24 protein-coding genes are annotated in these 23675 nt (G+C 66.4%); 19 read left to right on the top strand and 5 right to left on the bottom strand.

Annotated features, from left to right (window positions below):
• The first annotated feature begins 197 nt into the window (after nt 1-197).
• The 11 genes from EPO55_RS25575 to EPO55_RS25625 are packed head-to-tail and all read left to right on the top strand — an operon-like array spanning nt 198 to nt 12205.
• Complete coding sequence (locus EPO55_RS25575; protein WP_296340396.1) at nt 198-1373, top strand: amino acid ABC transporter substrate-binding protein; 1176 nt, start codon at nt 198-200, stop codon at nt 1371-1373.
• A gap of 7 nt (nt 1374-1380) precedes the next feature.
• The gene (locus EPO55_RS25580) at nt 1381-2232 is read left to right on the top strand and encodes a branched-chain amino acid ABC transporter permease (RefSeq protein ID WP_296340399.1); all 852 of its coding nucleotides are present in this window, start codon (nt 1381-1383) and stop codon (nt 2230-2232) included.
• Entirely contained in the window at nt 2229-3980 is a 1752-nt protein-coding gene (locus EPO55_RS25585) for a branched-chain amino acid ABC transporter ATP-binding protein/permease (protein WP_296340400.1), read from the top strand. Before EPO55_RS25580 ends, EPO55_RS25585 begins: the two co-directional genes overlap by 4 nt.
• The gene (locus EPO55_RS25590; protein WP_296340402.1) at nt 3970-4677 is read left to right on the top strand and encodes an ABC transporter ATP-binding protein; all 708 of its coding nucleotides are present in this window, start codon (nt 3970-3972) and stop codon (nt 4675-4677) included. The genes EPO55_RS25585 and EPO55_RS25590 overlap by 11 nt, the downstream gene beginning before the upstream one ends.
• Nucleotides 4678-4687: 10 nt before the next feature.
• A complete protein-coding gene (locus EPO55_RS25595) occupies nt 4688-5449 on the top strand; it encodes an FCD domain-containing protein (protein WP_296340403.1) in 762 nt (253 codons plus the stop codon).
• 10 nt (nt 5450-5459) lie between these two features.
• Nucleotides 5460-6686, top strand: coding sequence for a VOC family protein (locus EPO55_RS25600; RefSeq protein ID WP_296340405.1), 1227 nt, complete (start codon nt 5460-5462; stop codon nt 6684-6686).
• Nucleotides 6687-6740: 54 nt separating this feature from the next.
• Nucleotides 6741-9071, top strand: a complete 2331-nt coding sequence (locus tag EPO55_RS25605; protein WP_296340406.1) for a xanthine dehydrogenase family protein molybdopterin-binding subunit — start codon at nt 6741-6743, stop codon at nt 9069-9071.
• An 11-nt stretch (nt 9072-9082) separates the two neighbouring features.
• A complete protein-coding gene (locus EPO55_RS25610; protein WP_296340408.1) occupies nt 9083-9952 on the top strand; it encodes a fumarylacetoacetate hydrolase family protein in 870 nt (289 codons plus the stop codon).
• A gap of 23 nt (nt 9953-9975) precedes the next feature.
• Nucleotides 9976-10923 (top strand): hypothetical protein, encoded by a 948-nt coding sequence (locus EPO55_RS25615; RefSeq protein ID WP_296340409.1) that lies wholly within the window; start codon nt 9976-9978, stop codon nt 10921-10923.
• A 17-nt stretch (nt 10924-10940) separates the two neighbouring features.
• Nucleotides 10941-11276 (top strand): carboxymuconolactone decarboxylase family protein, encoded by a 336-nt coding sequence (locus EPO55_RS25620; protein ID WP_296340410.1) that lies wholly within the window; start codon nt 10941-10943, stop codon nt 11274-11276.
• Nucleotides 11273-12205, top strand: coding sequence for a fumarylacetoacetate hydrolase family protein (locus EPO55_RS25625; protein WP_296340411.1), 933 nt, complete (start codon nt 11273-11275; stop codon nt 12203-12205). Before EPO55_RS25620 ends, EPO55_RS25625 begins: the two co-directional genes overlap by 4 nt.
• 1 nt (nt 12206) lies before the next feature.
• On the opposite strand, the gene EPO55_RS25630 is transcribed toward EPO55_RS25625, so the two are convergent.
• Nucleotides 12207-12749 (bottom strand): VOC family protein, encoded by a 543-nt coding sequence (locus EPO55_RS25630; RefSeq protein WP_296340413.1) that lies wholly within the window; start codon nt 12747-12749, stop codon nt 12207-12209.
• A gap of 92 nt (nt 12750-12841) precedes the next feature.
• Complete coding sequence (locus EPO55_RS25635) at nt 12842-13288, bottom strand: Hsp20 family protein (RefSeq protein WP_296340414.1); 447 nt, start codon at nt 13286-13288, stop codon at nt 12842-12844.
• A gap of 331 nt (nt 13289-13619) precedes the next feature.
• On the opposite strand from EPO55_RS25635, the gene cysG reads away from it, so the two are divergent.
• From cysG to EPO55_RS25655, 4 genes are read left to right on the top strand one after another with little or no spacing between them, the layout of a single operon-like run.
• Nucleotides 13620-14963 carry a siroheme synthase CysG gene (gene cysG, locus EPO55_RS25640; protein WP_296340416.1) on the top strand — a complete coding sequence of 448 codons (1344 nt, stop codon included), beginning with the start codon at nt 13620-13622 and terminating at the stop codon, nt 14961-14963.
• Nucleotides 14963-15277 carry a DUF2849 domain-containing protein gene (locus tag EPO55_RS25645; protein ID WP_296340418.1) on the top strand — a complete coding sequence of 105 codons (315 nt, stop codon included), beginning with the start codon at nt 14963-14965 and terminating at the stop codon, nt 15275-15277. The genes cysG and EPO55_RS25645 overlap by 1 nt, the downstream gene beginning before the upstream one ends.
• On the top strand, nt 15270-16943 hold the full coding sequence (locus tag EPO55_RS25650; RefSeq protein WP_296340419.1) for a nitrite/sulfite reductase: 1674 nt from the start codon (nt 15270-15272) through the stop codon (nt 16941-16943). The genes EPO55_RS25645 and EPO55_RS25650 overlap by 8 nt, the downstream gene beginning before the upstream one ends.
• A complete protein-coding gene (locus EPO55_RS25655) occupies nt 16930-17451 on the top strand; it encodes a DUF934 domain-containing protein (protein ID WP_296340420.1) in 522 nt (173 codons plus the stop codon). Before EPO55_RS25650 ends, EPO55_RS25655 begins: the two co-directional genes overlap by 14 nt.
• Nucleotides 17452-17640: 189 nt before the next feature.
• On the opposite strand, the gene EPO55_RS25660 is transcribed toward EPO55_RS25655, so the two are convergent.
• The 3 genes from EPO55_RS25660 to EPO55_RS26185 form a co-directional block, all read right to left on the bottom strand.
• Nucleotides 17641-18015, bottom strand: a complete 375-nt coding sequence (locus EPO55_RS25660; protein WP_296340421.1) for a hypothetical protein — start codon at nt 18013-18015, stop codon at nt 17641-17643.
• 66 nt (nt 18016-18081) lie between these two features.
• Nucleotides 18082-18603 (bottom strand): methylated-DNA--[protein]-cysteine S-methyltransferase, encoded by a 522-nt coding sequence (gene ogt, locus EPO55_RS25665; protein ID WP_296340423.1) that lies wholly within the window; start codon nt 18601-18603, stop codon nt 18082-18084.
• Nucleotides 18596-19648, bottom strand: coding sequence for an AlkA N-terminal domain-containing protein (locus tag EPO55_RS26185; RefSeq protein WP_363720001.1), 1053 nt, complete (start codon nt 19646-19648; stop codon nt 18596-18598). Before EPO55_RS26185 ends, ogt begins: the two co-directional genes overlap by 8 nt.
• 150 nt (nt 19649-19798) lie before the next feature.
• On the opposite strand from EPO55_RS26185, the gene EPO55_RS25680 reads away from it, so the two are divergent.
• The 4 genes from EPO55_RS25680 to EPO55_RS25695 all read left to right on the top strand — a co-directional run bounded on the left by EPO55_RS25680 (nt 19799) and on the right by EPO55_RS25695 (nt 23636).
• Nucleotides 19799-21205: an MFS transporter gene (locus EPO55_RS25680; RefSeq protein WP_296340424.1), complete on the top strand. Its 1407-nt coding sequence runs from the start codon at nt 19799-19801 to the stop codon at nt 21203-21205.
• A gap of 77 nt (nt 21206-21282) precedes the next feature.
• Nucleotides 21283-21594 carry an antibiotic biosynthesis monooxygenase family protein gene (locus EPO55_RS25685; protein ID WP_296340426.1) on the top strand — a complete coding sequence of 104 codons (312 nt, stop codon included), beginning with the start codon at nt 21283-21285 and terminating at the stop codon, nt 21592-21594.
• Nucleotides 21595-21683: 89 nt separating this feature from the next.
• Nucleotides 21684-22136, top strand: a complete 453-nt coding sequence (locus EPO55_RS25690) for a nuclear transport factor 2 family protein (protein ID WP_296340427.1) — start codon at nt 21684-21686, stop codon at nt 22134-22136.
• A 30-nt stretch (nt 22137-22166) separates the two neighbouring features.
• Nucleotides 22167-23636, top strand: coding sequence for a DUF2252 domain-containing protein (locus tag EPO55_RS25695; RefSeq protein WP_296340428.1), 1470 nt, complete (start codon nt 22167-22169; stop codon nt 23634-23636).
• The last annotated feature ends 39 nt before the right edge of the window (nt 23637-23675 follow it).

The following is a 23675-nucleotide window of genomic DNA, read 5'->3' on the forward strand; positions in this document are numbered from 1 at the left end:
AGCGTTACGAAGGGGTAACCGATATCGCGCTGCGGCCGAATATTCAAAATTTTCGAAAGTTTCGAAAATCCGTTTACAGGCTGCGAGGATTGCCCCACGATCCGGCCCAACGGCGCCTCAGGACTCAAACGCGCCGAGTGGAGGAAACGATGGTCGATCGGATGGGCACTTGGCGTCGCCGCCGCGTCTTGGCGGGCATGATTGGTACAACCGCGGTGCTGGGAGCGCCGGCGATCCTGCGGGCCGCGCCTTCGGGCAAGCCCGTGCGCGTGGGCGGCACGCTGTCGCTGACCGGCTTCCTCGCGCAAACGGCGCAGATCCACAAGATCGCGGCCGAGATCATGGTCGAGGAAATCAACGGCCGTAACGGCTTCCTCGGCCGGCCGGTCGAATACGTGCTGTTCGACGACCAGTCGAAGCCGGATGTCGCGCGCAGCCTCTATGAGAAGCTGATCACCGTCGACAAGGTCGACCTGATCCAGGGGCCCTATGCCACCGCGCCGATCCTGGCGGCGATGGGCGTCGCCCAGCGCTATGGTAAAGTCATCATCCAGAGCAGCATGGGCATCCCCAAGCTGCAGACCTACGAGATGGCCTTTCCGGCGACGCCGTTCGGCCCCAACCCGGACCAGACCTATCCCAACGTGATCCTCGATGCGATGGCGAGCCTGCCGACTCCGCCCAAGACCATCGTCATCCTCACCAGCAAGTTCCCCTCGGCGCAGTTCATGGCGCAGGGCATGCGCGAGCAGTCGGAGAAGCGCGGCGTAAAAGTCGTGCTCTACCTCGAATATGAATCGGGCAACCGCGACTTCGGCGCCATCGCGGCGCGCGTGAAGGAGGCCAACGCCGATTTCCTGTGGGTGGGTTCGCTGGGACTCGAGAGCAACCAGGTCCTGGAAGCGCTGCGCAAGCTCGACTACACGCCCAAGAACAGCTTCCACCTCTATCCGGCGCCGGGCCCCCTGGCGCTGTCGCCCGACGGCAAGAACGCGCTCTGCTCGACCTTCCTCGAGCCCGCCGAGCCGTTCATGAGCCGGCCGGGCGTCGCGCGCCAGGCGGCGGCCTACAAGGAGCGGGCGACCAAGGCCAACCTGCCCTATGCCATCATCGATGCACAGGCGGCCGGCATGATCTCGGAGTGGCAGATCCTCGAGGCCGGCGTGAACGGCGCCAAGAGTCTCGACGACAAGGCGATCGCGGCCTTCCTGAAAAAGAATACCGTCGACACCATCTACGGCACGCTCCGCTTCGACGGACCCTACAATCACGGCAACGCCGAGCAGCTCATCAAACAGGTCCAGAACGGCGAATGGAAAGTCGTCTGGCCGACCAAATACGCGGCCCCCGGGGTCAAGTTGATCGGCTCCTGACCGCGTAATGCCCAGTGCAACGCTTCTCGGCCAGGCGCTGATCTCCGGCGTCCTGGCCGGCGGGATGTATGGATTGCTGGCACTGGGCCTCAGCCTGAGCTGGGGACTGCTGCGGCTGGTCAATCTCAGCCATTTCGCGCTGGCCTTCCTCGCCGCCTACATCGTCTATGACCTCGGCACGAACTATCACGTGGCGCCGTGGTGGTCGGCCATGATGGTCGTGCCGGCAATGTTCGTGATCGGCGTGGCCCAGCATTGGCTGTTCGACAAGTTCAAGGTGAACGAGCTTGCCTCGCTCCTCATCACCTTCAGCTTCGCGGTGATCGTCGAGGCCGGCATCCAGCTCCACTGGACCGCCGATTATCGCCGCTTCGAAACCCACTACTCGACACTGTCGATCAAGGCGGGTCCGTTCTACATCCCGGTGCTCGAGCTGGTGCTGTGTATCGTGGCGGGTGTCCTGGCCTGGGGCACATGGGTGTGGCTGCGCAAGACCTATGTCGGCAAGGCGCTCCGGGCCAGCGCCGAGGACGCCGACATCGCGGCCGCCTACGGCATCGACCACAAGAAGCTCGCCTATTTGCTGTCAGGCATCGGCGCCGCCTATGCCGGCGTCGCCGGAACCTTCATCGCGCTGATCGCCACGCTGGCGCCGGCCCAGATCTGGGCCTGGCTCGGCGTCGTGTTCGCCGTGGTCATCATCGGCCGGCTGGGCAACCCGCTGGGCGCGCTGTTCGCCGGCATGCTGATCGGGGCCAGCGAGTCGCTTGCCATGGCGGTGCTGAGCCCGGCCTGGGCGCCGGTGGTGTCGTTCTCGGTGCTGATCGCCATCCTGCTGTGGGATCCGGACTGGCTATGATGAACGCCAACGCCCTTCCCAAACTCGCTGCCGTCCTCGGTATCGCCGTCTTCGCGATCCTGCCGACGGCGGGGCTGCCGGCCTTTTACGATTCCTTCTTCTATATCGTGTTCTTCTGGGTTTCGCTGTCGACCAGCTGGGCGTTGCTGAGCGGCTTCGCCGGCTATTTCAGCCTCGGCCACGCGGCCTTCTTCGGCGTCGGCATGTACACGACGGCGACGCTCACCACCCAGTTCCAGGTGCCGTTCCTGGCGACCGTGCCGATCGCCGCCGCCGCCGCAGCCCTGCTCGGCATCGGCATCGGCGCCGTCGTCTTCCGCCTGAAACGTTTGCGTGGCGAACTGTTCGCGCTGCTGACGCTCGCCGTCACCTTCGTCATCGCCACGATCATCCTCAACACGCCGATCGACGGAGGGGCAGGGGTGTTCATGAGCGCCGTGCCCATGCCCAACCTCATGCCGACGCAGACCGGCACGATCTATGTGCTGGGCTTTGCCATGTGCGTGCTGACGCTCGCCATCGCCTGGAAGGTGGCGCACTCGCGGCTCGGCATGGGCCTGTTCGCCATCCACGACGACGAGGACGTGGCCGAAGCCAAGGGCGTGCCGACCTTCCGCTACAAGATGGCGGCGTTCGCGCTGTCGGCCGGCATCGCCGGCGCCGTCGGCGGCATCCATGCCATGTATGTCGGCTTCCTGACGGTGGGCGGCACCTTCGAGCTCACCGTGCCGCTCTATGTCGTGCTGATGAGCGTACTGGGCGGCTCGCGGCACTGGTTCGGCCCCACGATCGGCGCCACCGTCATCACGACGCTGCTCTACGCCTTCATCAGTGGCGGTGAGGCCATGATCGGCCGCGCCATCGTCGGCCTGATCCTGATCATAGCCATCCTGCGGCTGCCCGATGGAGTCGTGCCCGCGGTCCAGAAATGGCTGAGGCGACGGAAGGCCGCCGCGACGACCGAACCGGCCGCCGCCGTCGTGCCCGTCGTGCCGCCGCCCGCCAAGTTGATCGGCGAGCGCAACATCCTGGAAGTGCGGGGCGTCACCAAGCGCTTCGGCGGGCTGCAGGCGCTGGACGGCGTCGATCTCGATGTGCGCGAGGGCGAGATCCTCGGTCTGGTCGGGCCCAACGGATCGGGCAAGACCACGCTGATCAACGCCATTTCCGGATTCTATCCGCTGAGCAGCGGGACCATCGCCGTCGATGGCGTCCAGATCGGCCACCTGCCGGCGCACGAGATCGCCGGCCGCGGCGTGGCCCGGACCTACCAGATCCCGCGGCCGTTCGTGAACATGACCGTGCTCGACAACGTGGCGCTGGCCGCCACCTTCGGTGGTCCCGCCCGTCCCGCGGCGGAAATCCGCGACGAGGCCCTGCACTGGATTGCCTTCACCGGCCTTGCCGGCAAGGAAGGCGCGCTGCCGGCCGAGCTGAACCTGCACGAGCGCAAGTTCCTCGAACTGGCGCGTGCGCTGGCGGCGCGGCCGAAGCTGCTGCTGCTCGACGAGGTGCTGTCGGGTCTCAATCCGGCCGAGGTCGACAATGCCATCCGTCTCGTGCGCGCGATTCGCGCGCAGGGCGCCACCATCGTTTTCGTCGAACACCTGATGCGCGCCGTGGTCGAACTCTCCGACAGGATCGCGGTACTGAACGAGGGCAAGCTGTTTGCGCTGGGCGCGCCACGCGAGGTGATGCGCGACCCGCGCGTCATCAGCATCTATCTCGGTAAAGCCTATGCTGCTTGAAGCGCGCAACCTCCATATCGGCTACGGCGACGCCTCAGCGGTATGGGACGTCTCGCTCGACGTCGATGCCGGCGAGATCGTGTCGGTGATCGGCCCCAACGGTGCCGGCAAGACCACGCTCATCAACGCCGTCGCCGGCCTCCTGCGCTGCCGCCGGGGCGACCTCCGGTTCGACGGCGTCGACATGACTTCCGTGAAGTCGCACGACTATTGCGCCCACGGCATCGCGCTGGTGCCCGAGGGGCGGCGCCTGTTTGTAAAAATGTCGGTCGAGGAGAACCTCGAGATCGGCTGCTACCTGCCGGCGGCACGCGCGGCGCGCGACCAGTCCCTGGAACGGGTTTATGACCTGTTCCCTATTTTGCGCGGCAAGCGGCTGCAGTTGGCGGGCGAACTGTCGGGCGGCCAGCAGCAGATGGTGGCGATCGGCCGCGCGTTGATGGCCCGGCCACGTATCGTGCTGTTCGACGAGCCGTCGCTGGGCCTCGCCCCCACCATCGTCGACGACATGTTCGAGATCATCGCCAAGGTGCGCGACGATGGCGCGGCCGTCTTGCTGGTCGAACAGAACGTGATAAAGGCGCTGAGTGTCGCCGATCGGGCCTATGTACTGGAGCAGGGACGGATCGTGGCGACCGGGTTGCCCGACGATCTCTTGAAGCAGCCGCACATTCGCGAAGCCTACCTGGGCGTTTGAGGAGCAGGCGATGGGAAAGATCCTGACGATGCCATTCGACGGGTCCATGGAGGGTGCGACGGCCACGACCGCACCCCAGGACGTCAGCCGCGAGGATGCGGCGACCTTCGATGTCCTGCGCAAGATGCGCGAGGACATTCTCTGTTGCGTTCTGAAGCCCGACCAGCGGCTGCGCTTCGGCGAGCTCCGACAGCGCTACGGCACCAGCGTCGGCACCTTGCGCGAGGCCCTGTCGCATCTCGTGTCGGAAGGTCTGGCGCGGACCGAGGCCGGCCGCGGCTTCCAGGTGGCGCCGATCTCGCTGGCCGACTTCCTCGATCTGTCGGAACTGCGGGTTTATCTCGAGACCAGCACGCTCGCCGACGCGATCCGCCACGGCACCGATGCCTGGGAAGCCGAGATCGTGAGCTCGTACTTCCTGCTCGCCAAGCTGGCGGCGCCCCGACAGGACGATCCGGTCAGCGTCAAGCGCGAGTGGGGCAAGCGGCACAAGCGCTTCCACGATTCGCTGGTCGCGACCTGCACGTCGCCGTGGTCGCTGCACTTCCGCAGCGAGCTGTTCGACCAGGCGCGGCGCTACCACTGGCTGACCATGATCCACGCCCGCTCGCGACGGAGGAACGAGCATCTCGACCTGCGCGATGCCGTGCTGGCACGTGATGTCGACCTCGCCTGCGGCCTGATCGAGAAGCATATTCGCACCACGGTGCAGCAGGCGGCATCGGAAGTGCCCGGGCTCACGCTCGAGATGGCAAAGCGGAAGAAGGCGTAGGAGGAAAGTCATGGATGCTCTTCAGAGGACGACCTACGACATCGGCGGTCTACGTTATCCGCAGCCTTTCAAGATCCGCCGATTGGGTCATTTCGGCTTCAATGTCGCCGACCTGCAGGGCGGCATCGATTTCTATTCGAAGCTGCTGGGTTTTCGCATCACCGACACGCGGGACTTCTCCAAGGTGCCGGGCCGCGAGGAGATGGCGAAGCGGCTGGTCGATCCGCGCATCGTCTTCATGAGCCACAATTCCGACCATCACGCCTTCCTGCTGGCGCACAAGTCGCTGGGCGCGATCTTCGGCGACGACGCGGTGTCCAGGGACATCACCGTCAATCAGATCACCTGGCAGGTCGGCACCATGGACGAGGTGTTCGCCGCCGCCGATTATTTCCGCGGCAAGCAGGTCGAGATCCGCCGCGTCGGCCGCGACATGCCGGGCAGCAACTGGCACACCTACATCCGCGATCCCGACGGTCACACGGTCGAGCTCTACTACGGCATGGAGCAGATCGGCTGGGACGGCCGAAGCAAGCCCGAGGCGATGTACTACCGGGCCTTCCGCGAACAGCCCGAGCTGCCGCAGATTTCCGAGGAGCAGGAGGTCCGCGACGCCGTCGCCAAGGGCATCGACATCAACGCCGGCAACACGATCCAGGACCGCAGCAGCGAGGAGTATGTCGTCGCGGGCGTGCGCCTGCCGCGGCCGTTCAAGGTCACCAACATCGGGCCGATGAGCCTGTTCGTGGCCGATGTCGACGCCTCCGAGGCTTTCTACACCGAGACCATGGGCTTCGTGCGCACCGAGGCGGTGACTTACAGGGGCCACCGCTGCGTCTTTCTGAGGAACGGCGGCGAGCACCACAGCCTGTCGCTGTTTCCCAAGGCGCTGCGTGGCGAGTTGGGCCTGAACCCCGATACGTCGGTCGCGTCGATGGGCGTGCAGGTCGGCAGCTACCGCCAGCTGCGCGACGCGGTCTCGTTCCTGAAGAAGAACGGCGTGCGGCAGAGCGATGCGATTCCGTCGGAGCTGTATCCCGGTGTCGACTATGCCGCGCACTTCCTCGATCCGGCCGGGCACTGCCTGATGCTCTACTATTACATGGAACGCGTCGGCTGGGACGGCAAACCGCGCCCGGCCGCGGAGCGCCGGAAGGTCGGCAAGGAGTGGCCCGAGAGCCTGGAGCCGATGTCGGACAGCTATGCCGACCCGGCCTTCATGGGCCCCCTGGGTTAGGTGTCCGGGCTGAGCGCCGGATGAATTCGTTTGGTCGTCGGGAGTGAGGACGTCATGAGCAAGTATGGAATTGGCCAGCCGGTGCTGCGGTTCGAGGACCCGCGTCTGCTGCGCGGGCAGGGCCGCTACATCAACGACGTCAATCTGCCCGGCCAGGCCTATGCCGTGTTCGTACGCTCGCCGCATGCCCACGCGCTCATCAAGTCGATTGACGTCGAGGCGGCACGCAAGTCGCCGGGCGTGCTCGCGGTCTATACCGGGCACGACGTCGCCGCCGACGGGCTCGGCATGCCCAAGGCCAACATGCCGAGGAAGCGTCCCGACGGGAAACCGATGTATGCCCCGCAGCGGCCGCCGCTCATCACCGACCGCGTGCGCTATGTCGGCGATCCGGTGGTGATGGTGGTGGCCGACACGCTGGCCGAGGCCAAGGACGCCGTCGACCTGGTCGAGATCGACTACGAGGCGTTGAAGTCGGTGACCTCGACCGCCGACACGGTAAAGCCGGGCGCCGCGGCGGTCTGGGACGACTGTCCCGACAACATTTCCTGCTTCACCGAGCGCGGCAACAAGACGGCGACCGACGAGGCGATCAAGGGTGCGGCCAAGGTCATCAAGCGACGCTACGAGATCACCAGAGTGCACGCCCAGTACATGGAGCCGCGCGGCACCTTGGGTGTCTACGATCCCGGTGAGGACCGCATGACGCTCTACGCCGACGTGCAGTATCCCCATCGCGTGCGCAACATGCTGGCGCAGAACGTCTTCAAGGTGCCCGAGAGCAAGATGCGGGTGATCGCGGGCGATGTCGGCGGCGGCTTCGGCACCAAGGGCTGGCAATACATCGAGCACCGCCTGACCTTGTGGGCGGCGCGCAAGCTCCTGCGTCCGGTGAAGTGGACCTGCGAGCGCAGCGAAGCGGTGATGGCCGACGAGCACGGCCGCGACAATATCGGCGAGATCGAGCTGGCGCTCGACAAGGACAACAAGTTCGTGGCGCTCCGCCTCAACATGCTGGCCAATATCGGCGCCTATGTCGGCTCCGACCGCAACCTGCTGTCGCCCTTCGGCATGATCGGCACGGTGCTGGGTGTCTATCTGATCCCCAAGGCCTACATCAACGTGGTCGGCGTGCTGTCGAACACCAACCCGACCGCGCCCTACCGCGGCGCCGGGCGACCGGAAGCAATCTATTTGATTGAACGCCTGATCGACGATGCCGCGCGCGAGCTGGGTGTCGATCGCGTCGAACTGCGGCGCAAGAACATGCTCTCGGAGGCCTCCCTGCCGTACCAGAGCCCGGCCGGGCCGTTCTACGACTGCGGCGAATTCGAGAAGAACATGGACATGGCGATCAAGCTCGCCGACGTGGCGGGCTATGCGGCGCGGGCCGAGGAGTCGAAGAAGCGTGGCAAGCTGCGCGGCCTCGGCATCGTCAATGCCATCGAGCAGGCCGCCGGCACGGCGCAGCCGGAGTATGCCGAGATCCGCTTCAATCCGAGCGGCACGGCGGCGCTCCTCATGGGCACCAAGAACCAGGGCCAGGGCCATGAGACGATGTTCAAGCAGATCCTGAACGAGCGGCTGGGCATCGATCCGGCCGACGTGCAGTTCATCGACGGCGACACCGATCGCGTCGCCTTCGGCATGGGCACCAATGGCTCGCGCTCGACGGTGCTGGGCGGCTCGGCGCTCTTTGGTGCTGCCGAAAAGGTGATCGCCAAGGGCAAGCGCATCGCCGGGCACCTTCTGGAGGCGGGCGAGCAGGACATCCAGTTCGCCGACGGCACCTTCAAGATCGCCGGCACCGACAAGAGCGTATCGCTGAAGCAGGTCGCCATGGCCGCCTTCAATCCGACCAAGCTGCCCAAGGGCTTCGAGGGCGGCCTCTACGAGAACGCCACCTTCCTCGGCGAGAAGGACACCTACCCCAACGGCTGCCACATCTGCGAGGTCGAGGTCGATCCCGACACCGGCGAGGTCAAGCTCGACCGCTACGCCGTGGTCGACGACGTCGGCACGGTGATGAACCCGACGGGGTTGAAGGGACAGATCCATGGCGGCGTCGCCCAGGGCGTCGGCCAGATCCTGAGCGAGCAGGTCGTATGGGACCGCGCGAGCGGCCAGCTGCTGACGGCAAGCTTCCTCGACTATGCCATGCCGCGCGCCGACACGATGTGCAGCATGGAGGTCAAGTCCAACCCGGTGCCGACCAAGTACAATCCGCTGGGCGCCAAGGGCGCCGGCGAGGCGGGTACCGTGGGCGCCATGCCGGCGGTGATGAACGCGGTGCTGGATGCCGTGGCGCCGCTCGGCGTCCGGGATGTGGCGATGCCGGCCACCGCGCAGAACGTGTGGCGGGCTATTCAACAGGCGAAGAAGTAGGGAGCAGTCGGATGAGCGTTTTGGAAGGGCCGCGCCGGGAAGTGCGGCACGTGATGAAGGACGGCAGCGCCTATTGGGTGGAATTCAAGGACGGCAAGATCGTCTTCGCCGACGGCCGCAGCTGCGACGAGAAGGACGTGGTCCATCTGCCGCCGTGCAACCCGACCAAGATCCTGTGCGTGCACGTGAACTACATCTCGCGTTACTTCGAGTTCCGCAACACGCGTGTGCCGCCGCCGACGCCGACCTATTTCCAGAAGCCGCTGACGGCGCTCAACGCCCACAAGGGCGAGCTGATCAAGCCCAAGGGCTACAAGTACGTGAACTACGAGGGCGAGATGGCCGTCGTGTTCGGCAAGGTGACCAAGAACGTCACGCGTGAGGAGGCCTGGGACTGCATCGCGGGCTTCGCGCCGTCCAACGACTTCGGCTGCCATGATTTCCGCGACACCGACGCGGGTTCCATGTTGCGCGTCAAAGGCATGGACGGCTTCTGCCCGATCGGGCCGGGGCTGGTCTCGGGCGTCGACGTGCGCCAGTCGACCCTGCGTTCCTACAAGAATGGCAAGATGGTGCAGGAGGGCGCGGTCAGCGAGCAGATCTTCGACTGCGGCTACCTGATCGCCGATCTCGCACGCCACATCACCTTCCTGCCGGGCGATATCCTGCTGACGGGCACGCCAGCCAATTCGCGGCCGCTCGAGGCGGGCGACACGATCGACGTCGAGGTATCGGGCGTGGGCCGCCTGTCGAACAAGGTCGTGGAAGCGCCGGCGCCGCGTGCCGAGGTCGGCTTCCCGCCCAGCCCCGACAGCGATGGCGTGCGCCAGGTGGCGCTCGGCAACGAGGAGCGCCTGCCCGACAAGTTCAAGACGAAGTAGGACTGAGTACACGGAGGGACATCATGGTGGCGATCAAGGTTGCTGAATTTGCCTTCCCCCGCATGGAAGCGCCGGACCTCGACGAGATGGAGGAATTTCTCACCCATTTCGGCCTGGTGCGGGCCGAGCGGACGCCCGACGCGCTCTACATGCGCGGCACCGACGGCCACCATCATCTGCACGCCGCGCACAAGGGCGGCACCAAATTCATCGGCTTCGCCTATCACGCGGCTGACGAGGACGACCTGAAGCGCCTGGCCAAGCTGCCCGGCGCCTCGGGCATCGAGACCGTCGACGAGCCGGGCGGCGGCAAGCGGGTTCGGCTCACGGAACCCAACGGCTACCGGGTCGAGGTCATTGCCGGGCAGAAGCGCGTGCCGCCGGTCAGGGTTGCACGCGACGAACTGAACAGCGCCCGCGAACCCGTGCGCCGGGCCGGCAAGGTGATGCGGCTTTCCAAGTCGCCGACGTCCGTCCAGCGCATCGGCCACGGCGTGCTCTCGACGCCCAAGGTCAAGGAGACCGTGGCGTGGTTCCGCGAGACGCTGGGCATGATCCGCTCCGACGACGTCTATGCCGGCGACAAGGAAAACATCATCGGATCGTTCAACCGGCTCGACCGCGGTGCCGAGTATGTCGATCATCACGTCTTCTTCTGCAACCACAATGCCCGGGCCGGGTTGAACCACGTCTCCTACGAGGTGCAGGACATCGACTGCGTCTTCCAGGACCACGAGTACATCAAGCGCCTGGGCAAGTACGACCATATGTGGGGCATCGGCCGCCATCTGCTGGGCAGCCAGGTCTACGACTATTGGTGCGATCCGTGGGGCCGGGTGCATGAGCGCTGGGCCGACACCGACCGCTTGAATGCCTCGAACGGCGGCCATCTGCTGAGCGCCGAGGAGGGTTTCCAGTCGCAATGGGGCGAGCGTCCGCCGGAGCGCTTCCTCGGCCACGCCAGCCCCTGATCCTGAAAGGAGAGAAGATGTCCAAGCCACCTGCCTCGAATCCCGCCCGCGACGCGGTGCGGTCGTTCGTGCCCAAGCTGATCGATCTCACCGAGAAGGTGGTCTATGGCGACGTCTGGGAGCGGCCCGGGCTCTCCAAGCGCGACCGCAGCCTGATCACCTGCGCCGCCCTGGTCGCCATGAACCGAACCGAACAGCTCAAGGGCCATGTCGCCCGCGCCATCGACAACGGCGTGACCAAGGACGAGATCGTCGAGGTCATCACCCACATGGCGTTCTATTCCGGCTGGCCGACCGCCATGTCGGCGGCGGGCGTCGCCAAGGCAGTACTCGAAGAGGGAGAGAAGAAGTGAAGCTTTGCTATTTCAACGACTTTCGCTTGGGCGTCATCAAGGGCGACCAGGTCGTCGATGTCACCGACGCAGCCAAAGGTGTGCCTCATCGCGACACGCGCGACCTGATCGTCGGCGTCATTGCCGAATGGGACAGCTACAAGGGCAAGCTGGAGAAGGCCGCCGCCGACGGCAAAGGCGTGCCGCTCTCAAGCGTGCGGCTCCGCCCCCCGGTGCCGCGGCCCGGCAACATCGACTGCATGGCCGTCAACTACATGGAAGACGGCACCCTGCCGGAGAAACCCGCCATCAACTGCTTCCACAAGGCGGCGACCGCGGTGATCGGCGACGGCGACACCATGGTGTTGCCCGACGTGCCGGCGAGCATCTTCGAGGGCGAGGCCGAGCTCGCGCTGGTGATCGGCAAGCGCGCCTCCAACGTGAAGGCGGCCGACTACAAGCAGTACATCTTCGGCTACACCTGCTTCATCGACGGCTCGGCCCGCGGCCTGCCGCCGCCGGGCAACGTGTTCTTCCAGATGAAGTCGCGCGCCACCTTCGCGCCGATCGGGCCGTGGCTGGTGACCGCCGATGAGATCGCCGATCCGCAGAAGCTCGGCATCGAGCTCAAAAACAACGGCCAGGTGATGCAGAAGTTCAACACCGACGACATGGCGCACCAGATCCCTCGCGTCATCGAGTGGCTCTCCTCGATCCATACATTGGAGCCCGGCGACGTCGTCGCCACCGGCACCAATCACCGCGGTCTCAACTCCTTCATGGACGGCGACAAGATCGAGCTCACCATCGAAAAGATCGGCACGCTCAAGTTCGGCATCAAGGACGATCTCAAGCGCACCTGGGCGCGCACCACGCGCTCCCAGCACAAGGACAAGGGCGGCGAGGGGCCGCACACGCCGCAGCTCACCGGCAAGTACGCCAAGAAGTGACCTAAGGTCTCGTGTCGAGCTTGGCCTGGATGTTCTGCATCCAGGTCTCGCGCGACATGAAGCGCGGGCGGCTCCGGCACATCGCCTCGGTGCGCGCCAGGATCGCGTCGTTCGGCTGGTCGAGGTCGAGCGGCTCGCCGCAGGGCTGTGGCGTGTAGAACGGCGTGTCGCAATACATCTCGACCGGATTGCCCTCGGGATCCTTGAAGTAGAAGGCCCAGGCGTTGCCGTGGTCGGTCTGGCGATGCTCGGTGATGCCCGCGGCGATCAGCGCCCGGCGATAGGCCTTCAGCGTGTCGAGCGAGTCGAGCCGGAACGAGATCTGGTTCACCGGGTTGTAGGGCATGTCCTTCGGCCGGCCATCGAACAGCACGAACTGGTGATGGCACTCAGGGTTCTGCGTCATGAACACGATGCGGGCGCCGGAACTGCCGGTGCCGGTGTCGCTGATCACGAAGCCCATGACGCGCGTGTAGAAGTCGACCATGCGGTCGAGGTCGGTGGCATGGATGCCGAAGTGGGTGAGTTGGGCTGAGAGTGTCATAAGGACATTGTTCAGCCCCACCCGGGACCCGGCAATGGAAAAGGCGCCGCAGTTGCCTGCGGCGCCCGGCTTTCCTTGGGTGAGAACGATTGTTAGTGCGTGAGTGCCGGCTGGGCGTCGGCCACGACGGGGATCGCCCGGGCCTTCTTCTCTTCCGGGATCTCGCGCTGCAGCTCGATCGTCAGCAGACCGTTGCTGAGCTTCGCGCCTACGACCTTCACATGGTCGGCAAGCTGGAAGCGGCGCTCGAAGTTGCGCCCGGCGATGCCGCGATAGAGATACTGCTTCTCGTCCGCGCCGTTGGCCGAGGTCTGGCCGGTGACCAGGAGCTCGTTCTCCTTCTGGGTCACGTTGAGCTCGGCCTCGGCGAAGCCCGCCACCGCCATCACGATGCGGTAGTCGTTATCACCGGACTTTTCGATGTTGTAGGGGGGGTAGCCGTTGGTGCTGGGCTGACCGGCGACCGAATCGAGCAGGTTGAAAACCCGGTCGAAGCCGACGGTGGCACGATAAAACGGCGAATAGTCGAACGTACGCATGGATCATCCTCCAGAGAGCGATGGTTGAAGCCGCCCGCCCCGGGATGGGCGCGGGCGACAGCAGGGATTTAGGAACGGCTGGTCCGACGTCAAGGGGAGCAAAAAATTCCTTCCCGGCCTTGTGGACGGCAAGAAATACTCCCGCACGGGAAACCTTCGGTAATTCAAGTCATGGCGGACGTGCGAAATAACACCAGTTCTAGAGTCCAGTGAACGCCGGTGCCCGCATGACCAGTTTCCTTCGCAAGCCCGAGGCCATCCTGTGGATCCTGTCGATCTCGCAGGCCGTCGCCATGCTGGCTTTCAACGTCCTGCTGCGGGCGACCGTGTCTTGAAGCACCTGCCGCTGTTCTTCGACCTTGCCGGTCGCAGGGTCGTGGTCGTGGGCGAAGGCCCCGCCGCCGCCCGCCGGGCGGATCTCGCCCGCTCGGCCGGCGCCGACGTGGCGCGGCTTGCCGTCGAGGGGGCGGGGATCGCCGATTTCCGGGGCGCGGCCGCGGCCTTCATCGCGACCGGCACGCTCGAGGGCGACACGGCGGCGCAGCGCCTGGCCAAGGCTGCCGGCGTGCCGGTGAACGTCGCCGACCGGCCGGCGCTCTGCGATTTCATCCTGCCTGCCATCGTCGACCGCGACGGCGTCGTGGTCGCGATCTCGACCGGCGGCGCCTCGCCCACCCTGGCAAGCATCCTGCGCGGCCGCATCGAGGCGGCGCTGCCGGAGCGGATCGGTGCGTTGGCCAAATTGGCCAGGACCTTCCGCGCCCAGGCCAATGCCCTGATCCCCGATCCGGCCCACCGCCGCGGCTTCTGGCGCCGGCTGGTCGACGGACCGGCCGCCCGCCTTGTCCTGGCCGGCGACGAGGCCGGCGCCCGGCGCGTGGCGCTGGGCGAACTGGACGCCGTCCGTCGTCGGATGTCTCCGGTGGGCATCGCCCATGTCGTGGGCGCCGGTCCCGGCGACCCCGACCTGCTGACGCTTCGCGCCGCGCAGCTCCTGCAGGAGGCCGATGCCATCCTGCATGACGAGCTGGTGCCGGCGGCCATCCTCGGCCGCGCGCGCCGTGACGCCGAGCTGGTCCCCGTCGGTAAGCGCAAAGGAAGCGTGGGCTGGGCACAGGCCGACATCGAAGCCGAGCTGATGCGCCGGGTGCGTGCCGGCCAGACTGTGGTGCGCCTGAAGGCGGGCGATCCCTTCATCTTCGGACGCGGTGGCGAGGAGGTCGAAGCCCTGCGTGCCGCCGGTCTCCCCGTATCGGTCGTCCCGGGAGTCACAGCGGCATTGGGCTGTGCCGCTTCCGCCGGCATTCCGCTGACGCACCGCCGTCTCGCCTCTGCCGTGACCTTCGTAAGCGGCCACGGTGCCGATGGCCGCGAAGCCGCCTGGCCCGCCCTGGCAGCACAAGGTCACACACTCGCGATCTACATGGGCGCCACGGAAGCCGCTTCCGTGCGCGACCGTCTTCTGGACGCCGGCACGGCTCCCACCACGCCGGTCGCCATCGTCGAGAACGGCACGCGGCCCGATGAACGGGTTTCGGTTGGCCGGCTCGCCGACCTGGCGCGGCTTGCCGCCACCCATACCCGTGGCGACGCCGGTCCCAGTCTCATCATCGTCGGCGAGGTCGCGGCTCTTGCGGCCGTTGCCGATCAGCCGCTGCTTGAAAAGGTGTCCTGATGGCCAAGAATCTGAGCGGCGACCTCCAGGTCGCCAGCGCCAACCGCCTGTCCGACGGTGTCGTCGTGTGGCTCGACGACGCCGGCGACTGGACGAGCCGGCTCGATCGTGCCGCCATCGCCCGCGACAAGCGCACCGGCGAGATCCTGCTGTTGCGGGCCCAGGCCGAGGCCTTCGCGGTGATCGATCCGTTCCTCGTCGCGGTGACCGAGGATGACGACGGCACCATCGAGCCGCTCTCCTTGCGCGAAAAGATCCGCGCTTCGGGGCTCACCTTCGACGTCATCGCCGCCGACGCGGTGCGTTATGCCTGATACCTATTTTTATCGTTACGACGATTACGACCGCACGCTCGTTTCGGAGCGGGTCGACCAGTTCCGCGACCAGGTGCGCCGCCGCCTGGCCGGGGAGCTCACCGAGGAGCAGTTCAAGCCGCTCAGGCTCACCAACGGCCTCTATCTGCAGCTCCATGCCTACATGCTGCGGGTCGCCATTCCCTACGGCACGCTGTCGTCGCGCCAACTGCGCAAGCTCGCCGACATCTCGCGCAAGTACGATCGCGGCTACGGCCATTTCACCACCCGGCAGAATCTGCAGCTCAACTGGATCAAGCTCGAGGATGCGCCCGACGCCCTCGCGGCCCTGGCCGAAGTCGACATGCATGCGCTGCAGACATCGGGCAACTGCATCCGCAACGTCACTGCCGATCATTTCGCCGGCGCCGCCGCGGACGAGATCGAGGATCCGCGTATCTGGGCCGAGATCGTGCGCCAGTGGTCGACGCTCCATCCCGAGTTCACCTTCCTGCCGCGCAAGTTCAAGATCGCCATCACCGGTTCGCCCAACGACCGCGCCGCCGTCCGCGTGCACGACATCGGGCTCCGCCTGTGGCGCAACGAACAAGGCGAGGTCGGCTTCGAGGTGATCGTGGGCGGTGGCCTCGGCCGTACGCCGATGATCGGCAAGACACTGCGCGAGTTCCTTCCCAAGAACGAGCTGCTGGCCTATCTCGAGGCCACATTGCGCGTCTACAACCGCTACGGCCGGCGCGACAATCTCTACAAGGCCCGCATCAAGATCCTGGTGCACGAGGTCGGCGTCGAGAAGATGCGCGCCGACGTCGAGGCCGAATACGCCGAGACCCGCGACGGGCTGCTGGGCTTGAGCGACGAAACCATCGAGGCGATCTCGCAGCAGTTCGCGCCGCCGGATCTGCCACCCAGGTCGAACCTGGCGGGCGCCGTCGAGGCGCTGAGGCTGGAGGACCGCGACTTCGCGCTGTGGCTGAAGTCCAACGTCGCGCCGCACCGGGTCAAAGGCTACGCGATCGTTACCGCGTCCTTGAAGCCCGCCGGCGCGCCGCCGGGCGATGCCAGCGCCGTGCAGATGGAAGGTGTCGCCGACATTGCCGACGCCTACAGCCAGGGCGAGCTCCGGGTCAGCCATGAGCAGAACCTGATTTTCCCGCATGTCGCCATAGAAGATCTGCCGGCGGTCTACGCGGCGCTGGGCCGGCTCGGCTTCGCCGAAGCCAATGTCGGCAAGATCACCGACATCATCGCCTGCCCGGGTCTCGACTATTGCGCACTGGCCAACGCGCGCTCGATCCCGGTGGCGCAGCGCATATCCAGCCATTTCGCCGGCCTGGCGCGCCAGCACGACATCGGCGACCTGAAGATAAAGATCTCGGGCTGCATCAACGCTTGCGGCCATCACCACGTCGGCCATATCGGCATCCTGGGCGTCGACAAGAACGGCGTCGAACTCTACCAGATCAGCCTGGGCGGCGACGTTGATTTCGGCAAGACCGCGCTCGGTACCATCCTCGGTCCCGCCGTTACGGCCGACAAGGTGGTCGAGGCCGTCGACTCGCTGGTCACGACCTATCTCGACAGCCGCGGCGATGGCGAACGCTTCGTCGACACTTTCAGGCGCATCGGCGCCGAGCCATTCAAGGATCGTATGTATGCCGCTCTATAGGGAAGGGGCCCCGTCGGGCCTCGTCGTGGAAGATCCCTGGCTGCGGCTTGCCGACGACGCGGCGGTGCCGGCCGATGGCATGGTGCTGGTGAGTTTTGCGCGCTGGCGCGAGGCCCGGGCGGCCTTGCTCGCCCGCCGCGGCCCGGTCGGCGTGGTGCTGGCCAATACCGATCCGGTCGAGGCGCTGGCGGCCGACGTCTCGCGGCTCGATCTCATGGTGCTGCATTTTCCCAAGTTCAGCGACGGCCGCGCCTACAGCCAGGCGCGCCTGCTGCGGGGGCGGTTCGGCTACCAGGGCGAACTGCGCGCCAGCGGCGGCGTGCTGCAGGACCAGATCGCCTTCATGCTGCGTTGCGGCTTCGATTCCTTCGAGAGCGAGCAGAAGGGTTTTGGCGAAGCGCTGGCCAAGGCGCGGACCCTGTTCAGCGTCGTCTACCAACCGACCGAGGATGGCCGCTCGCCGGCCTCGCTGCTGCGGCTGAAGCGCCGCAATGTGCTGGTGTCTTAAAGCCATTCTGGTGTGGACCGAACCATAGGAGTCGGGATCATTCTCTTCCCCTTTGCGGAGTCCGCAAAGGGGAAGTGCCCTCGTCTTACGAGGGCGATGGGGTCTGACCCCTCCGCCCCGTAAGGCGGGGCACCTCCCCCGAAGACGGGGGAGGAATGCGATTCTGATTCTGCCGAAAAGACTCCAGCGCTACGCCTCAGGCTGGGCCAAAAGCCACTTGCGGGCTTCGTCGATCGAGCGGAAGGCCTTGGCCGGCCGTCCGCCCTTGCCGAGGTTGATGAGCCGGTCCGTGAGCTCGAGCGACACGTCTTCCGCGGGGACCATCGCCAGCGCCCCGCGCGGGCCCATCGTCGCATAGGCGCTGAGGCGGGCGCCCAGGGCCATGACATCGTTGTCGTCGTACTTGCCGGTGGCCGTGCGGCCATCGATCAGCTTGCGATAGGGCAAGCAATTCTGGCCGACGATGGCGTCGCAAAAATCTTCGACGTCCTTCAGGACGAGGACGCCGTCGAACTTGGCATCGACGAAGCGAGCCTTGTGATCGATCGTGAAGGTAATGGGCATGACCCGCCCTTATGGGAAAAAAGCGGGGGACGTCAATATGGAGACGTCAACAGGACGTGACCGGTTTCAGGTCCGCACCCCTTCGTGTTCGAGCAGCCACTTCTTGCGCGGCAGACCGCCGCCGTAGCCCGTGAGGCTGCCGTCCGAGCCGATCACGCGATGGCAGGGCACGACGATGCTGATCGGATTCTGGCCGTTGGCCAGGCCGGCTGCGCGGACCGCCGTCGGTTTGCCGATACGCCGCGCCAGCTCGGCATAGCTGATCGTGCGACCTGATTTGATGCGGCGCAGCGTTCGCCATACGCTCGTCTGGAACGGCGTGCCGGCGGTCTCGACCGGCAGGCTGTCGATCGCAGCGATGTCACCCTTGAAGTAGGCCCGCATCGTCCGGGTGAGGCCGCCGGGATCGCGCGCCGCCGTGAGCGTGTAGGTGCCCTTGCCATACTGGCGGTCGAGCAGCTGGCGCATGCGCGCCTCGTGGTCGGTCCAGTCGATGGTGCGCAGCTTGCCCGCCCGGTCGGCCACGATCAGGAGTTCGCCGATGGGCGTCGCCATCCGGTCGACGAGGAACTGGAACTGCTCAGCCATGGTTCGCCATCCTCAAATGTTGCATGGCATAGGCGTGCCATGGTCGCCACGCCCGCGGCGTGTCGTCGTCGATGCCCACCACCATCGTATCGCGTTCCCAGTCGCCCGGCGCGCGCAGGCCGGGTCGCCGCGCGACCAGCGGTGCAAGCCTGGGATCGCGCGCCAGATGGCTGCCGATGGTGGCGATGTCGGCGCCGAGGTCGAACACGCGCCGGATGCGCGCCACGAGGACGGGCAGCGCCTTCACCGAGGCGAAGCGGATCGTCACCATCACCGAGTTGCGCGCCGGTAGATGCGCCACGGCGACAGTGCCGCGCTTGCCGTCGAGCTCGATCGATCGATGCCAGACATCGTCCTCGATCCATTCGGTGCCCGGGGTGGCGCGCGCGGCGAGGGCGGCCAGCATGCCGGGCCAATCGTAGGGCGGCCGATAGGCAAGGCGGAGTGTGACGCCGTCCCGTGCAGAGTTATCGACGCCGCCCTTGCGGCGCAGCGCGCTCGGCGGCCGGTCGAACAGGTCGCGGAAGGTCTCGTTGAAGCGGCGCACGCTGCCGAAGCCGGCTGACATCGCCACTTCGGCCATCGGCAGGTGCGTGTCGTGCAGGAGCTGCTTGGCGAACAGCACGCGTCGCGTCTGCGCGACCGCGATGGGCGAGGCGCCGAGATGCTGCTTGAACAACCGGCGCAGCTGCCGGCCACCGACGCCCATTCGCTCGGCCAGCGCCTCGACGCCGGCTTCGTCCTCGTCCAGCGCGCCCTCGGCGATCAGGGCGAGCGCCCGGCTGACGGTGTTGGCGGTGCCGCGCCAGAAGGCGAGGTCCGGCGCGATCTCGGGCCGGCAGCGCAGGCAGGGCCGGAAGCCCGCCTCCTGTGCCGCCGCGGCGGAGGCGAAGAAGCGGCAGTTCTCGAATTTCGGAGGGCGCGACGGGCAGATCGGCCGGCAGTAGATGCCGGTCGATGTCACGCCCACGAACACACGACCATCGAACCGGGCGTCGCGGCTCTGGAGGGCACGGAAGCAGGTTTTCCGGTCGAGCAGTTCCATGGCTGCAGTTTCCCACGCGCGCGTGGGCGATGCTCGCGGTTTTCGGACGTGAATGTCACATCAGAATTTTCTCCTCCCCCGCGAAACGCGGGGGAGGCGGAGATGGCATCATGTTTGACCGCGGCGGCGGGATCGTGATCATGCGCCGGCATGTCGCCGGAAGCGTCCCAGGTCCGCTGGTCAGCTCTGCTCAAGCCCGAATGGCTGCCCCTGCTGGCGGTGCTGCTTGGTGGCGTGCTGCTGCATTCGATGAACGTGATGATGCTGGCGACGGTGCTGCCGAGCATCGTCGAGGAAGTCGGTGGCGCCGCGCTGATGAGCTGGCCGACGACCGCCTTCCTCGCCTCGTCGATCGTCGCCGCGACCTGCACTGGTCATTTGACGTCCCAGTTCGGCGCCAGGAGCGCGTTTGCCGCAGGCGCCCTGGTCTTTGGCGCCGGCGCGCTGCTCTGCGCGCTGGCCCCGTCAATGGAATTCGTCGTCGCCGGCCGCTTCGTCCAGGGCTTCGGTGGCGGGGTGCTGTCCGCCATGGCCTACGTGCTGGTCGGCAACGCGTTTCCCGAGCATCTATGGCCGCGCGTCGGCTCACTCCTGTCCGGCGTCTGGAGCCTCTCCATCCTAGTCGGGCCCCTCGTGGGCGGCACGTTCGCGACCTGGGGCAACTGGCGAGGCTCCTTTTATGCCGTGACGATCGCCGGGGCCGTGCTGGCGATCTTCGCGCTACGCTCCTTGCCACGCGCACGCGGCGAGCGCAGTGGCGCCGTGCGGCGTGTGCCGGTCGGCCGCGTCGTGCTGATCTGCGCGGCAATCGCGGTCATGTCGGCAGCGAGTGTTGCCGGCACACCGGCCGCCAAGGCCGGCCTCTTTATTGTCGCGGTTGCGGCCCTCGTGGCGATGCTGGCGCTCGATCGCCGCGCCACGTCGCCCTTGTTCCCGAGTGACGCCTTTTCGCCGGGTTCGGTGACAGGCGTTGCGCTGTGGTTCGCCCTGCTGGTCTCCGTCGCTTACAGCCCGCTCTCCATCTTCGTGCCGATCTTCCTGCAGAGCCTGCACGGTTTCGATCCGCTGGGCGCCGGCTACATCGTGGCCGGCGCTTCGCTCGGCTGGACCGTGGCCGCTGTCGCGGTCGCTGGACTGCCGACCCGCTGGTCGGACCGCATGATGGTGGCCGGGCCGCTCGCCATGTCAGCGGGCCTGCTCGGAATCGCGCTGTTCTTGACGGCGCAGCCCGTGGCGGTGCTGCCGCCGCTGATCGTCCTGACTGGCCTCGGCATCGGCGTCTGCTGGGTGTTTGGCGTCCAAGGCATCATGAGCGGCGCCAAGCCCGGCGAACGTGACCTCGCGTCGGGTTCGGTGGCGACCGTGCAGCAGACGGGCTTCGCGCTCGGCGCCGCCGCCTCCGGTATCGTCGCCAATGTGGCCGGCCTGTCGGATGGACTGACGAGCGGCGGCATCGCAAGCGCTGCTTTCTGGGTGCCGGCAAGCTTCGTCGCGGTCGCGATGGTCGCCGCGGTCATGGGCGGACGCCTGGTGGCGCTTTCCCGGCGCGCCGCCTGATCGGTTCGATCCGCGCCGAAACGTCGGGCGGGAGTTGCCGACTATCTTGATCGCTCCTCGCATCAAGGGAGAAGCACATGGTCGATTTGAACGGGATCCGGAGTGGTCTGGTCGTCACGGCATTCTGGGACGCCAAGCCGGAGGAGGTCGACGCGCTGGTCGGCATCATCAGGGAATTCCTGCCGCAGGCCCAGCGCGAGCCGGGCGTAGAGGCCTTCCAGATCCACCAATCCCTCACCGAGCCGACGAAGTTCTTCTTCTACGAAGTCTTCAAGGACGAGGCCGCGTTCGCCGAACACCAGCAGAGCGAGCACTTCAAGACACTGATCGTCGGACAGGCGGTGCCGAGGCTCGCCAGGCGCGAGCGTACGCAGCACAAGTTCGTCTGAGTTCGTTTGCCGGAGACGTGGCGTCCGAAACGCGCCAGACCGCCTGTTCGGTGCCGCCTAGGGTCCGCTCCCATATCAGGAGCACCGACATGACCGAGCAGGACGTTCAGGAATTCGTGACCAGGTTTGCCGCCGCGTGGGCCGCCCGCGACGGAGAGGCGTTCCTCGCGCTGTGGCATCCCGAGGGTGTGCTGCACTCGCCATTCTACGACCGGCCTGTTGCCGGCAAGGAACTGGGGCGGCTCACCGACCTCCTCCGGGAAGCGGCGCCGGACTTGGTTTGGCAGCTGCTCGACTGGACGGCGCGCGGCGATGTGGTGGTCATCGAATGGCAGAGCACGCGCAATGTCGGTGGCCCGCGTTTCGATTCGCGTGGCATCGACAAGTTCAGGCTGCGTGACGGCGGCATCGTCGAGGAGCGGGTCTACGCCGATACCGCCCCTTTGCGTGCAGCCCGGGCGGGAATTCCTGCTGAGCCGCTGATAGATCTGGCTCCAATGCAGGAACCTGGAGTGGTGCCGCCGGCCCATTGGACCTGTTAAGTATGGCCGGTCAATGTGGGGGAGCGGACGATGGCCATCGCCAAGCGGCTTGCCGAGGACAGGGCACACGTGCGGATACTTGGAGAGGCTACGGAAGACCTCGCCATGCTGGCAAGCTTCACGGACAAGCGCCCGTCGGTGAAGGAACGCCTGGCCATCGGCAAGGCGCTGCGCGATCAGGTGCCGCGGGCCGACCACGCCCGCTTCGAGAAGAGTCACGACCGGCCGGATCCCGTTGCGATCCTCGAGCAGCAGAATGTCGCGCGTGTCCAGAAGCTGGTGCCGGTCCGCTTTGCCCGCATGCTGGCCTCGCCGTTCGCCTTCCTGCGCGGCTCGGCCGCGGTCATGGCGGCCGATCTTTCCAACACGCCGGTCACCGGCACGTTCGTCAACGCCTGCGGCGACATGCACGTCGCCAACTTCGGCGTCTTCGCGTCGGCCGAGCGCAACCTCGTCTTCGCGATCAACGATTTCGACGAGGTTCATCCGGGCCCGTGGGAGTGGGATCTCAAGCGCCTGGCCGCGAGTGCCGCCGTGGCCGCGCGCTTCATGGGTGGGGACAAGGACAAGGCCGCCGACGCGGCTCGCGCTATCTCGCGCTCCTATCGCAAACGCATCCGCCGCTTTGCCGAGATGGGCTATCTCGAGGTCTGGTACAACCGCATCGACGACCGGGCGGTGATGGACACGCTGTCGGCCAAGGCGCGCAAGCGGGCCGAGCGGATTGCGGCCAAGGCCCGCGAGAAGGGCCATGTGCAGGTTCTCGACAAGCTGACCGAGCAGGTCGACGGTGAGCATCGCATCATCGAGGCAGTGCCGCTGATCGTGCGCGAGACCCATCTCGAGAACGGCACGCCGATCAACCAGGCCCTCGACGTCATGTTGCGCTCATACATCGAATCGCTCACATACGACCGGCGGAAGCTGCTGTCGCGCTATCGCATCGTCGACTCGGCGCGCAAGGTCGTGGGCGTCGGCAGCGTCGGCACCGGCTGCTGGGTGATCCTGCTCCAGGGTATCGACAACGACGATCCGCTGTTCCTCCAGGTCAAGCAGGCCCAGGCCTCGGTCCTGGCGCCGTATGTCGACGGCAAGTTGCCGTTCGAGAACCAGGGCCGGCGCGTGGTCGTCGGCCAGCGCCTGACCCAGGGTGCCCCCGACATTTTCCTGGGTTGGGGCGAGGGCCAGGGCAGCAATTTCTACGTCCGCCAGCTTGCCGACATGAAGGGCAGCACTACGTTCAACGAGGGCGATGTCGACCAACTCGAGACATTCGAGGAATACTGTGCCCTGTGCGGATGGGCGCTGGCGCTGGCGCATGCGAAATCCGGCGACCCGGCGATGATCGCGGGTTACTGCGGCAACAGCGACGAATTCGACGACGCCATCGCCAGGTTCGCGATCGCCTATGCCAGGCAGACCGACAAGGACTACGCGGCGCTCGACAAGGCGCGGCGCAGCGGGCGCATCCGCGTCGCCAGCGAGGCGATGGTGAAGTAGCGTCGGCGATTGACTGCAATGAAGAGGGTGTGATAGGTG

Origin of the sequence: Reyranella sp. (genome assembly GCF_004296935.1) — a bacterium.
Classification (GTDB): Bacteria; Pseudomonadota; Alphaproteobacteria; order Reyranellales; family Reyranellaceae; genus Reyranella.